Origin of the sequence: Autumnicola edwardsiae, assembly GCF_031846505.1 — a bacterium.
In the GTDB taxonomy this organism is placed as follows: Bacteria; Bacteroidota; Bacteroidia; order Flavobacteriales; family Flavobacteriaceae; genus Autumnicola; species Autumnicola edwardsiae.
Map to the genome: position 1 here is coordinate 32945 of NZ_JAVRHP010000020.1, position 13286 is coordinate 46230.

The window sequence follows — 13286 nt, forward strand, 5'->3', positions numbered from 1 at the left end:
TTTTTATAAATTTCTAAATCAGGAATACTGCTTATTATAATAATTCTCGTATTCCCCTGAAGTAACATTTTTCATCCATTTTTGGTTAGATAAATACCACTCTACAGTCTGTTCCAAACCTTCTTCAAAAGTAACTGTAGGGCTCCAACCTAGTTCTTTGTTAATTTTTGAAGCATCTATAGCATACCTTTTGTCATGTCCCGGCCTGTCCTTTATACAAGTTATTAAGGAAGCTGAACTCCCTTCTTCCCTGTTCAATTTTGCATCCATTATCTTGCACAAGAGTTGAATTAGATCAATATTCTGCCACTCATTAAAACCTCCTATATTATAGGTAGATTTATTTTGACCTTTTTCCAGTAAAAGTTTTATTGCCAGTGCATGATCTTTAACAAAAAGCCAATCCCTGGTATATTTTCCATCACCATATACCGGAAGAGGTTTCTTCTCAATAATATTATTAATAAATAATGGAATCAGTTTTTCCGGGAACTGGTTGGGACCATAATTATTTGAACAATTTGAAATAATGTATGGAAGGTTATATGTTTCTCCAAAAGCTCTTACAAAATGATCTGACCCGGCCTTTGAAGCAGAATAAGGAGAATTTGGTGCATATGGTGTGGTTTCTGTAAACAAACCAGTTTCGCCCAGAGTTCCGTAAACTTCGTCTGTGCTAATATGGTAAAACAGGTTATTTTCTACATTACTTCCCCATATTCCCCTGGCTGCATTTAAAAGATTTACAGTTCCTAAAATATTAGTTCTTACAAAGGCATCAGGATTAGCAATTGACCTGTCTACGTGTGATTCCGCAGCAAGATGTATGATTTTTTGAAAATTATACTTTTTGAAAAGCTTTTCAATTTGCGAAAAATCATTTATATCGGCCTTTAAGAAAGTATAATTACCTTCCGATTCTATATCTTTTAAATTTTCAAGATTTCCGGCATAGGTAAGACTATCAAGATTATAGATATGCCAATCTCTAAATTTCTCCACAAATAGTCTTACCACGTGAGAGCCAATAAAGCCAGCTCCTCCGGTTATTAAAATATTTCTTGTGCCCATCTTTTCCAGTTAAATTATAACTCTTGTAGTTCAACTAATTTTTTAAAATAGCTTGAAGTGGTAACGAGTTCATTAAAATTTCCCGTTTTAGAAATTATCCCATCTTTCATTACCACTATTTTATCAGCATTCTTAATAGTAGAAATTCTATGAGCCACTATAAGTATGGTATATCGTCCTTTTAGTTCATCTATATTACTTTGGATGGCTTTTTCTGTTTCAGAATCCAGGGCAGAGGTAGCTTCATCCAAAATTAATATTTTTACATCCTTATATAATTCCCGGGCTATGGAGATCCGTTGTCTTTGACCACCACTTAGTGTCATTCCATTATTACCCAATACTGTCTCCTCGCGATCAGGTAAATCATTAATAAAATCGAATATTGCTGCTTGCTTAATTGCGGTCCAAAAACGCTCTTCAGAAAGTTCGTTTTTCTCATCCCAAAAGGTAATATTGTTAAAAAGCGTATCATTAAAAATTACCGGATCCTGGGTGATATATCCAATTTTATTCTGAAGGTAATTAAGATCAAGTTCTGTGCTTATATGTTTATTAATTTTGTACCGCCCTTCTTCCACAGGTAGTAACCCTGCAATTATATTTACCAAGGTAGTCTTACCACTGCCGCTTTCACCCACAAAGGCAACAGTTTCATTGTTTTTTATGTTAAGATTAATTTCCTTAAGAACTGCTGTTTTTCCGTAGTAAAAATAAATGCTGTTTAATTCTAATGTTTGAATATCTCCCTCCAGTTCCCGACCACCATTAAAATCCTGGTTTTCTTTTAGTTCCTTCTCAAATTGTTGCATATTCTCTAATGAACCTGAAACTGATAGAAACTTATTCCATCTCACCTGAAGCTGCATTAAATAATTAAGTGCTCGGTAAAAAAATACCAAACTCAGCAATATTGGACCTAACTCAGACCCAAAAAGTGTATTTTGAATAATAATAACGGAAACCACCACAATAATTAAAATAGGCTCCCTGCCAGCAGTAAGAATAGCATCTAATTTGCCAATTCTTACATTACTGTCTCTAATCCTAAGAACAGATTCATGCAATTTTCTACCATAGCCATGCAAAGAACCCGTTGCTTTCAAATATTTATAATTTCCAACATTTTGAATAATTAAACTTTGAAAGTTGTTATTCTCTCCTGTTAGTGTTCTGGAAACACCTTTGGTTTTTTTATATAAATGCTTAAAAAGAAAGTTAGTTAAAGCACCTCCTATGGTAACAAGTATAGCAAACTGAGCATCAATCCAAAATGCAAAACCCATATATACAGCTACAAGAATTCCATATTCCACCGCTTTAAAATAATTAAAGTAGGAGGTAGCTACGCGGTCTACCTCCCCGGTAAGTGTATTTTGAATACGACCCACATTGGAATTAACAAAATACTTGTAAGCCAGATTATTCAAACCCTTGATATTTTTTAGCCTTAGCCTTTTAATAAACCATTCCTGAACATTCACCCTGTAAACGCCGGCAAAATATTGAAAAATCCCTTTTGCTAAAAAGAAGAAAGTCATTATTCCTAAGACTACGAGTAAGCTAAGCTCTATTCCGAAATCTTCAAAAAAGTCTACTAGAAAACTAAGATTCCCCAGCCCATCAGGATCTACGTTACCTTCACCACTAACCATTTGAAGTAGGGGCAAAAACATAGTTAATCCAAATCCGTCAAGGATCCCGATGATAATACTGAAAGAAACGACAATTAATATCCGATATCCCAAATAGGAATAGAAATACGCAAGGCTTTCAAAATATTTTTTTATTAATCTTTTTACCAATACTAAATAATTTAGTTTCCTATTGAAAAAAATTCAAATCCTAGCTCTTCCTTTGTTTTCTTATCCAAAAGTCTTCTTCCATCAAACAAAAATGCAGGCTTGAGCATATTTTCATAAACAGCTTTCCAATTCAGCTCCTTAAATTCGTCCCATTCTGTCAAAACAGCTATGGCATGTGCCTCTTTACAGGCTTCATCTGCATTTTGCACTACCGTAACTCTTTCTCGTATTTCTTCACTGCTATGAGTGCATAAATATTCCAGGTCTGCATAAACCTGTTCTGGTTTCACCTTAGGATCGTACACTACAACCTCAGCCTGCTCACTTAATAAATAATCTGTTACATAAATCGCAGCGGATTCCCTTGTGTCATTGGTATCTTTTTTAAATGCCCAGCCTAAAATGGCAATTTTCTTCCCCGAAACCGTGTTATAAAGAGTCTTTACAATCTTTGCCGCAAACCTTCTTTTTTGGTGATCGTTCATTAAAATAACTTGCTCCCAGTAATCGGCGACTTCATGCAATCCAAAAGATTTGGCGATATACACTAAATTTAAAATGTCTTTCTGAAAACAGGAACCTCCAAACCCAACTGAAGCTTTTAGGAATTTAGAGCCTACCCTGCTATCCATTCCTACTGCTTTTGCCACTTCATTCACATCTGCGCCTGTTTTTTCGCAAAGTTCAGACATGGCATTTATACTGGAAACACGTTGTGCCAGAAAAGCATTTGCAGTTAACTTAGAAAGTTCCGAAGACCATACATTGGTGGTAAGAATATTTTCTTTAGGCACCCATGTAGCATAAATATTCACCAGGGCATCCATAGCTTCCTTCCCTTCGGGACTATCTATATCACCACCAATTAGCACCCTATCCGGATTTTGTAAATCCTCTACAGCAGTTCCTTCCGCAAGGAATTCCGGATTAGAAAGGATCTGGTATTTTACACCATTTCCAGTATTATCAAGAATATCTTTTAATGCAGCAGCTGTACGAACAGGCAGTGTGGATTTTTCAACAATGATCTTATCGTTTTTAGCCACTTCAGCAATTTGCCTCGCACACAATTCTATCCACTTTAAATCGGCCGCCATACCTTTACCTATTCCGTAGGTTTTGGTAGGTGTATTTACAGAGATAAAGATCATATCGGCCTTGTCGATAGCAGCATTGACATCCGTTGAAAAGAAGAGGTTTCTATCCCTTGCTTCTTTCACAATTTCAGATAAGCCCGGCTCGTAAATTGGAATATTTTCCACATTGGGATCATTCCACGCAGCTATTCTTTTTTCATTAATATCTACTACCGTAACATTTACATCCGGACATTTCTGTGCTATTACAGCCATCGTTGGCCCTCCAACGTAACCTGCACCTATGCAGCAGATGTTTTTTATTTGAGTCATTTGTACTTTATATCTTTTTATCAGGTAATTGTTCGGGTGAAACAGTAATTCTGCTTTTAATTTGTAAAGAAGTGATCTGGTGATCTTGTTACGGAGAAAGGAAATTTATCTTTTACTCCCTGACAGCATCACTTCATCACTACTTCACTTCATTAATCCTTCAAACTTTGCATTAATTTCAGAATCATTCTTCTGATATAAATTATTTTTTCTTCTACTTCAGAATTTTTCATAATAAAATCCAGCCTTTCTGCTATTTCCAGTTGAGTTTCCACTTCAGCCAATGAACCTAAAGCGATATAAAGAAACCTGCTGAAATCTTTCTTGCTGCCCCTTGCAGCACCTTCAGCTATATTAGAAGGAATAGAGACTGCTGCTCTTCTAATCTGACTCGTTAATCCAAACTTTTCAGCATCCGGAAAGTTTTGACTTAATTGATAAAGATTGACGACCAAATCAATACTTGTTTTGTAAACGGTTAAATCTTTATGCGACTTCATAACTTAAAAATCTCAGTATTCTTTCACTTTTCAATCTTTCACATCGTCGCAACTTTACTCCGTCACCTTCTTTACAACGTCACTCCTTCACAAGGTCACTTCTTCACAACTTCTTATCACACCTGTCACCAAGCACTCCCTTTACATCATAAACAACAGCATTATCATTTTTAAGGGAATCAAAATCGAGTTCAAGAAACTCCTTATGTGCTACCGCAAGTACAATGGCTTCGTATTTTTCTGAAGGTTGCTTCCTGATTGTGTCCAGACCATACTCATGCTTTACCTCTTCCGGATCTGCCAATGGATCATAGATGGTTATATCTACTCCGTATTCTTTTAAATTCCTTACGACATCAATTACTTTCGTATTCCTAACATCGGGACAATTTTCCTTAAAAGTTACTCCTAATACGAGAACTTTCGAACCCTTTACTTTCTGATCATTCTGAAGCATTAATTTCACAACTTCCCCTGCAACATATTGCCCCATAGAGTCGTTCATTCTTCTTCCCGCCAGGATAATTTCAGGATGATAGCCTATCTCCTGAGCTTTTTGAGCAAGATAGTATGGATCTACACCAATACAATGACCCCCAACCAAACCGGGCTTAAAAGGTAAGAAATTCCATTTTGTGCCTGCCGCCTCCAACACATCCTGAGTATCAATATCCATCATGTTAAATATTTTAGCCAATTCATTTACAAAGGCTATATTAATGTCTCTCTGAGAATTCTCTATAACTTTTGCCGCTTCCGCAACTTTTATTGTTGGCGCTAAATGCGTTCCGGCGGTGATAACAGAGGCATATAATTCGTTAACTTTTTTTCCTATTTCGGGAGTAGAACCCGCCGTTACTTTTAATATCTTATCTACAGTATGTTCCTTATCTCCCGGATTTATGCGCTCCGGTGAATATCCCACATAGAAATCCTCATTATAAGTGAGTCCGCTATTTTTCTCCAGAACAGGCACACATTCGTCCTCTGTAACTCCGGGATAGACGGTAGATTCATAAATAACTATATCTCCTTTCTTCAATACTTTTCCTACAGTTTCACTACTTTTATAAAGAGGAGTGAGATCCGGACGGTTGTTTTTATCTACAGGTGTTGGAACGGTGATGATGTAATAATTGCAATTTTCGATCTCATCTAAATCTGCAGTACAATAAAGTCCATTTTCCTGACCGAAATCCTGTTTTAATACTGCCTGAAGCACGTCGTTCTCAACTTCTAAAGTAGAATCCACGCCTGTCATCAGCTCCTTTACTCTCTTCTGATTTATATCAAAACCTATAACTGAAAATTTTTCAGCAAAAAGCCTGGCTAAAGGAAGCCCTACATACCCTAAACCGATTACGGCTATCTTAGGACTGGGAGACCCGGTGAATTTGGGAATGGAGGAGTTATCTGTACTCATTTTTTATTTGTTCTAATTAAATGTTTTAAAGTGTCCATTTGTCGGGATTGGTAATCATTTTGACCAACATACCTAATATACTATTGTATTTATTATACACCTCCCGGTGTTCTTTTTCATTAATATAAGCACAAGCTAAGGCATAATCGAGCCAAACCTGTGTTTCTGCTGCTTCACCTTCAGAATCTGAAAGTTTAGCTACAAAAGCTTTTTCATATCTGCGCTTTCGCCCTGCTTCTCCCAAATTACCGGAAACAGACCTGGAGGATCTTCTCATTTGATCGGTAAGGGAATAAGTTTCTTCTTTTGGAAATTTTTTCGTCATCTTATAAACTTCCATTCCTGCCTCAAAAGAAAATTGATAAACCCGAAGGTCTTTATGTGTTTTAATCTTCTCCATACTTGTTATGCTCCACCCAAATCCCTGGTCTCCCAGTCAACTTTACCAATCTCCTTGTCCTTAGTTACTTCAGGTTCTCCCAGTACCATCCTACAGCTTCTTTTAGTCCGGACTTTATATTGTATTCAGGATTGTACCCCAGAAGATTTTTAGCTTTTTCTACGGAAGCTAAAGAATGAGGAATGTCACCAGGGCGATTTGGCCCATGCTTAACCTCTACATTCTTAATTTCAGGATCATATTCAGAAAGAAATTCTTTTAAATACTGAGTAAGTTCTACCAGATTTGTACGATCACCAACAGCTGTATTATAGACTTCATTAACAGCTTTACTATCTTCTACTGTTAATGCACGTAAATTCATCTGAATAACATTATCGATATAGGTAAAGTCTCTGGAATAGGTTCCATCTCCATTAATTACAGGGCTTTCATGCTCCATAAACTGCATTACAAACTTCGGAATCACAGCTGCATAAGCTCCATTAGGATCCTGCTTTCTCCCAAAAACATTGAAATAACGAAGACCTATGGTATCCAGACCATAAGCATCCTGAAAAATATCTGCATAAAGCTCATTTACATATTTTGTAATTGCATAAGGAGAAAGAGGTTTACCAATTTTATCCTCTACTTTAGGTAAACCCTTGGAATCGCCATAGGTAGAAGAACTGGCCGCATAGACAAACCTTTTGACTTCGGCATCTCTTGCCGCAACCAGCATATTTAGAAATCCTGAAACATTTACATCATTCGTCGTTACCGGATCTCTTAAAGACCTGGGAACAGACCCTAAAGCCGCTTCATGAAGAACAAAGTCTTTTCCTTCACATGCTTTTTTGCAAATATCTGCATCACGAATATCCCCTTCAATTAAAGTAAAATTGGGATTATCTATAACGGCATCCAGATTATGTTTGTGCCCGGTAGAGAAGTTATCAAGGCAGGTCACCCGGGAATTCAGACTTAAAAGCTTTTCACATAAGTTTGAGCCAATAAAACCGGCTCCACCGGTAACAAGAATATTAGCAGAATCTAATTTTTGTAATAGACCTTCCTCCATGTAGTAGTATCTTTATTTAAGTTTTCAGGCAGCAAATATAGAATTTCCTGCCTAAGCTAAAGCCTCTAACCTCTTAAAGAAATGTAAAATGTTTAAACAAGGATTTATAATCAGTATTTATTGTTTCCGATGAGAGCTTTTAAATAACCCCCATATTCGCTCTTATCCAAACCCGAAGCCAGTTTCCTTAGCTGCTCTTCATCTATATACCCTTTTCGAAAAGCAATTTCTTCAAGACAGGCAATCTTCAAACCCTGCCGCTTTTCTATAGTTTGTATAAAATTTGAAGCCTCCAAAAGTGAATCATGAGTACCTGTGTCTAACCATGCAAAACCGCGCCCCATCATCTCCACCTTCAGCTGGCTTTCCTTCAGGTAATACTGGTTAACAGAGGTTATTTCCAGTTCTCCACGTGCACTCGGCTTACAATTATTTGCAACTTCAACAACAGAGTTAGGATAAAAATATAATCCGGTTACCGCGAAATTACTCTTCGGCTTTAAAGGTTTCTCCTCTATACTTTTTGCGCTGCCATCCTCGTCAAATTCGACCACTCCATAACGCTTTGGATCTTTCACATAATAACCAAAAACAGTGGCCATATTTTGTTCAGTACAATTCTGTAATGCACTCGCAAGTAAACTGCTAAATCCTTGTCCGTAAAAAATATTATCCCCCAGAACAAGGCAAACGTCATCACTCCCTATAAATCGCTCTCCTATTATAAGAGCTTCTGCCAGACCATTGGGACGGGACTGCATTTCGTAGCTGAATTTTAAACCGAGCTGACTCCCATCGCCGAGCAAATTCTCAAAATTTGGCAGGTCCTGTGGTGTGGAAATTATTAAAATCTCCTTTATTCCTGCCAGCATGAGAACAGATATAGGGTAATAGATCATGGGCTTATCATATACAGCCAACAACTGCTTGGAAGTTCCTTTCGTTATGGGGTAAAGACGACTCCCTGTTCCTCCTGCCAGTACTATACCTTTCATATCTCGGTTTTCATCAGTTATACTGCTTTTGGTAATAATCTAAATATTCTCCTGAAACCACATGTTTAAGCCATTCATCATTTTCCAGGTACCAATCCACCGTCTTTTCTAAGCCTTCTGCAAAAGTCACCGGCGGCTCCCAATTCAATTCTTCCTTAATTTTACCGGCATCTATGGCATACCTCTTATCATGACCGGGGCGATCTTTTACAAAACTGATGAACTTTTCTGAATAAAATTCTGGACGATTTAGTTTTTTATCCATAATAGCACAGAGCAACCGTACCAAATCAATATTCTGCCATTCATTAAACCCACCAATATTATAAGTTTCCATTTTTTTGCCTTTATGGAAAAGCAGATCTATAGCTGCTGCGTGATCTTTTACGTAAAGCCAGTCACGAGTGTACCTTCCATCACCATAGACGGGTAATGGTTTTTCGTTAATGATGTTATTAATGAACAATGGAATCAGCTTTTCCGGAAATTGATTAGGACCGTAATTATTTGAGCAGTTACTAATTATGTACGGTAAACCATAAGTTTCTCCATAAGCTCTTACAAAATGATCAGATCCCGCTTTAGAAGCTGAATAAGGGGAATTTGGATCATACGGACTCATTTCTGTAAACAGGCCTGTTTCTCCAAGGCTTCCATAGACTTCGTCGGTACTAATATGATAAAAAAGCTGATTATCAGGATTACCGTTCCATGTTTTCTTCGCTGCATTCAGTAGGTTTACAGTACCGAGGATGTTTGTTTTTACGAACGCAAAAGGGTTGCTTATAGATCTGTCTACGTGGGATTCTGCTGCCAAATGAATAACAGCCTGAAATCTATATTTTTTAAAAAGCTCATTTATTACCTCCGCATCATTAATGTCTGCTTTAATAAATTGATAGTTTGGCTCTTTTTCAACATCCTTGAGGTTCTCCAGATTTCCTGCATAAGTAAGGGAATCCAGGTTATAAATATTATAATCAGGATATTTTTTTACAAAAAGCCGCACTACATGAGAGCCTATAAAACCCGCTCCTCCGGTTATTAGAACATTCAAATTCTCTGATTTTGACATTCCTTCGATCTGTTTATCTTCTATTTAAACACTGTTGATTCAAGGTGAACCAATTCAGTATTAACGATTTTGTGAGTGTTCTTTTCGGGAAGAAGCTGTCCATTCATCCGCTTAATAAGCATCTCCATAGCGCGCTTTCCTACTTCCTCAGGAAACTGCTCGATATAACTTATGGACGGTGTAAGATATTGAGCCACATCTTTGTTTAAAAAACCAATTATTTTCAGATCTTTCGGTATATCAATATTATTCTCATAAGCCATTCTGGAAACAAGCATCGCGCTTACAAAATCTGTACAGAGCATGGCTTCCACTCTTTTATTTACCAGAAGGTCTTTAATACCATCCTTAAGCACATGATGCCTGGAAGATGCCGCAACAAAACGTTCCATATTTTCAGAAAGCGCCTTCTCATATCCCTTTATCCTTAGCTTCCCTACCCCTAAATGATGGATTCCGGAAGCAAGGCCTATTTTCTTTATACCCTTGGAAATTAGTAACCGGGTAGCCTCTTCAAAGCTCCTTTCATCATCAATCCCTATCTTATCTACAGGAATATCAAAATTTGTACGATCATACAATACAACCGGAATTTCATATTCCAGTATACCAAAAATGTGGTCGTAATCTCGCGCCCGGTGTGTGGCTTCTGATATAGCAATTAAAACCCCATCTACAAATCCCGAGGTAAGCATATCGGTTATTTGTTTCTCCCTGTCCAGCGATTCATTAGAAATAGACGTAATCACCTGCAGACCTTCTTTCTGCGCTTTTGCCTCAATACCGGAAAGTACCTGAGCAAAAAAGTTATTTGAAATATTAGGAATAACCACTCCAATCGTTCCGCTCTTGCTGTTCTTAAGGTTCACCGCAACCGGATTGGGCCGGTATTTGTGCAGAGCAGCAAGTTCTTTTACCCTTTCTATAGTTTTAGGACTAATTTCGGAACTATCGTTAAGCGCTTTAGATACTGTAGAAACAGAAACATTTAGTAGTTTTGCCAGTTCTTTGAGAGTGATTTTAGTCTTCATAATCTTATGGACAAAAAATAATTCAACAAATTTAAGATATTTGCTTATATTTTTCAGGATTATGCAGAGTTAATTAAGATCAGTCGCTATAAATGCAAATTATCGGCTTTCAGTTTTCGGGATCACTTCAGAAATATTATTTATTTCTTCTGAAGTAAAAACTGGAGTATTAACAGATTATTAGAAACTATAAATCCGCTAGAATATGAGATTTTTTAATTCCTACTGGTTTTATATTATTGCAGCTATTATTACCATCGTAGGACTTGTTACCGGGTGGTATTTCTTTATTTTTCTCGTTATTCCATTTGGCTTCTTTCGCTCTGGTAAAAAAGACGAATAGGAACGAACATTTTATTTCTCAGGATGGGCACAGTTCCCACAGCCGTTAAACTTATCCTAAACCTCACGATCAATTTGTAAATTCGGGCACGTAGCAGTAATTTGAAATTAAAACTTATACCAAACAGAAAATGAAAGATTACGGAACGTTATCCCAGGCACTAAATAAACTAAAGTTAGAGGAAGGTTACGAATTTGATTTTAACCTCCTGGACGAAAAAATAGAGATCAAATCCTTAAACGAATCCTACGGAGTAGAAGATTTTGATGTGGACAAGGTTTTAAGGTTTGAAGGGATGAGTAATCCCGATGACAATGCCATCCTTTACGCTATTTCTACAAATAATGGAAAAAAAGGAGTCCTTGTTGATGGTTATGGTGTTTCTGGTGGACAGGTTTCCAAAGAAATGCTCAAAAAGCTGGACCTTAAAGAAAAGCGGCCGTTGGATTAATTGAGTTAAACTTCTATTAATTCAGCAACTATGGTTGGAGATCAGTTGTTGTTATCATATTTTTGTATGAAATTTTTCAAATCAATAAATAAAAACTATGAGCTACTTAGGTTTAGATAACGCAAAAACAGAAAAAACTGTTGGAGAATTAAATACGTTGTTAGCCGATTATCATTTATACTATCAAAAACTTCGAAATTTTCACTGGAATATTATCGGAAAGAATTTTTTCGATCTTCATGAAAAATTCGAAGAGCTTTATGATGACGCGAAATTAAAAGTCGATGAAATCGCAGAGCGAATACTCACACTTCGTCATCAACCTACAAGCAACTTAAGCGATTACCTAAAAATGTCAAATATCAAAGAATCGGGCAGCCGATTGTCAGATTTTGATATGATTGAAATATTGCTGGAAGATCACCGTATCCTCCTAAATCAAATGAGGAAGGTAATAGATATTGCTGAAGCAGGAGGAGATGAAGGAACAATAGACCTTATAGGAGCTTATATAAGGGAATTGGAGAAAACCAGCTGGATGTTGGACGCATGGAAAATGAAAACCAGCGATAATCATAAACAGATATAATTTTAAATCACATATTGCTAAATGTTTGAAAACTTTAGTTTCAGAGATTCTATAGATAAAATTGGAGCAAAATTGGGCGAATGGCTGGATAGTTTAATCCTGAATTTGCCCAATTTTATTATGGCCGTACTGGTCTTTATAGTATTTATTATACTTTCCAAATACATTGGTAACCTCATCAATAAACTCCTGAGGGGAAAGGTAAAACAAGCCTCGATCAGGGAAATGTCTGTAAAGGTCCTTAAGGTCATCATTATCCTTATAGGTTTCTTCATAGCTCTGGGGCTGTTAAACCTCGACACTGTTTTAACTTCTGTTCTCGCGGGTGCAGGTGTGGTGGGTTTAGCTATAGGCCTGGCACTCCAGGGAACACTTACCAATACATTTTCAGGTTTAATACTAAGTTTTCTTCCGGAATTACAAATTGGTGACTGGATTGAAACCAACGGATTTGCCGGGGCAGTCACCGAAATTAATCTTCGGAATATAGTAATTAAACAATCAGACAATAACTATGTGGTGATTCCCAATGGTAAAATTATTGAAGAACCTTTTAAAAACTTCACCCGAACCTTGCGATCCCGGGTAATGCTTACCTGCGGAGTGGGTTATAGTTCTGATCTTGAATTCGTTCAAAATCTTACCAAAGAAACCATAGCCAAAGCTTTTCCACAAGGTACAAATGAAGAAGTGGAATTTATGTACGAAGAATTTGGTGATAGTTCAATTAATTTTGTTGTACGATTCTGGACAGATGTTGGTAAGAACAGGGATATTCTGGTCGCTAAAAATACAGCGATTATTGAAATTAAAAAGGCCTTCGACAAAAACGGAATCAATATCCCATTCCCTATCAGGACGATCGATTTCACCAATAATCTTTCTATTGAAAAATCCAATGACTTAAAAGAAGGAAGTAAAGAATAAAGTCATCTAATTTTTTATAAGAAGTGAGTCCGGTAATCTTCCAGGCTCACTTTTTTATTTTCCTTTACTGGTAACTCCCTCCTGCAAGGTTTTAGAAAACCTTGTAGGTTTATTTACCCTACTTAAAGGGTATAAAAGAACCTCACATTAACACACAAATGCCCAAAAATCAGAGTAGCGGCAGATTAATTATCCTTTCCAACA

General features: G+C 36.9%; 14 protein-coding genes. 4 read left to right on the forward strand and 10 right to left on the reverse strand.

Annotated elements, in window-relative coordinates; translation table 11 throughout:
* Positions 1-18: 18 nt before the first annotated feature.
* The 10 genes from rfbB (RM529_RS05855) to RM529_RS05900 all read right to left on the reverse strand — a co-directional run bounded on the left by rfbB (RM529_RS05855) (position 19) and on the right by RM529_RS05900 (position 10772).
* Positions 19-1071 carry a dTDP-glucose 4,6-dehydratase gene (gene rfbB / locus RM529_RS05855; protein ID WP_311483821.1) on the reverse strand — a complete coding sequence of 351 codons (1053 nt, stop codon included), beginning with the start codon at positions 1069-1071 and terminating at the stop codon, positions 19-21.
* A 14-nt stretch (positions 1072-1085) separates the two neighbouring features.
* Entirely contained in the window at positions 1086-2876 is a 1791-nt protein-coding gene (locus tag RM529_RS05860) for an ABC transporter ATP-binding protein (protein ID WP_311483822.1), read from the reverse strand.
* An 11-nt stretch (positions 2877-2887) separates the two neighbouring features.
* Entirely contained in the window at positions 2888-4285 is a 1398-nt protein-coding gene (locus tag RM529_RS05865) for a nucleotide sugar dehydrogenase (RefSeq protein WP_311483823.1), read from the reverse strand.
* Between the two features lie 152 nt (positions 4286-4437).
* Positions 4438-4785, reverse strand: a complete 348-nt coding sequence (locus RM529_RS05870; protein WP_311483824.1) for a four helix bundle protein — start codon at positions 4783-4785, stop codon at positions 4438-4440.
* A gap of 103 nt (positions 4786-4888) precedes the next feature.
* Complete coding sequence (locus RM529_RS05875) at positions 4889-6208, reverse strand: nucleotide sugar dehydrogenase (protein WP_311483825.1); 1320 nt, start codon at positions 6206-6208, stop codon at positions 4889-4891.
* A 25-nt stretch (positions 6209-6233) separates the two neighbouring features.
* Entirely contained in the window at positions 6234-6608 is a 375-nt protein-coding gene (locus RM529_RS05880; RefSeq protein WP_311483826.1) for a four helix bundle protein, read from the reverse strand.
* A 64-nt stretch (positions 6609-6672) separates the two neighbouring features.
* On the reverse strand, positions 6673-7671 hold the full coding sequence (locus tag RM529_RS05885) for an SDR family oxidoreductase (RefSeq protein WP_311483827.1): 999 nt from the start codon (positions 7669-7671) through the stop codon (positions 6673-6675).
* A gap of 110 nt (positions 7672-7781) precedes the next feature.
* Positions 7782-8666, reverse strand: a complete 885-nt coding sequence (gene rfbA, locus RM529_RS05890) for a glucose-1-phosphate thymidylyltransferase RfbA (RefSeq protein WP_311483828.1) — start codon at positions 8664-8666, stop codon at positions 7782-7784.
* 13 nt (positions 8667-8679) lie between these two features.
* The gene (gene rfbB / locus RM529_RS05895) at positions 8680-9741 is read right to left on the reverse strand and encodes a dTDP-glucose 4,6-dehydratase (RefSeq protein WP_311483829.1); all 1062 of its coding nucleotides are present in this window, start codon (positions 9739-9741) and stop codon (positions 8680-8682) included.
* Positions 9742-9761: 20 nt separating this feature from the next.
* On the reverse strand, positions 9762-10772 hold the full coding sequence (locus tag RM529_RS05900) for a LacI family DNA-binding transcriptional regulator (RefSeq protein WP_311483830.1): 1011 nt from the start codon (positions 10770-10772) through the stop codon (positions 9762-9764).
* A 205-nt stretch (positions 10773-10977) separates the two neighbouring features.
* Between RM529_RS05900 and RM529_RS05905 the strand changes: the two genes are divergently transcribed.
* The 4 genes from RM529_RS05905 (at position 10978) to RM529_RS05920 (ending at position 13082) form a co-directional block, all read left to right on the forward strand.
* The gene (locus tag RM529_RS05905) at positions 10978-11115 is read left to right on the forward strand and encodes a hypothetical protein (RefSeq protein ID WP_311483831.1); all 138 of its coding nucleotides are present in this window, start codon (positions 10978-10980) and stop codon (positions 11113-11115) included.
* Between the two features lie 130 nt (positions 11116-11245).
* Positions 11246-11566 carry a phosphoribosylpyrophosphate synthetase gene (locus RM529_RS05910; RefSeq protein ID WP_311483832.1) on the forward strand — a complete coding sequence of 107 codons (321 nt, stop codon included), beginning with the start codon at positions 11246-11248 and terminating at the stop codon, positions 11564-11566.
* 97 nt (positions 11567-11663) lie between these two features.
* The gene (locus RM529_RS05915; protein ID WP_311483833.1) at positions 11664-12155 is read left to right on the forward strand and encodes a Dps family protein; all 492 of its coding nucleotides are present in this window, start codon (positions 11664-11666) and stop codon (positions 12153-12155) included.
* 21 nt (positions 12156-12176) lie between these two features.
* Positions 12177-13082, forward strand: a complete 906-nt coding sequence (locus tag RM529_RS05920; RefSeq protein WP_311483834.1) for a mechanosensitive ion channel family protein — start codon at positions 12177-12179, stop codon at positions 13080-13082.
* Positions 13083-13286: the final 204 nt, after the last annotated feature.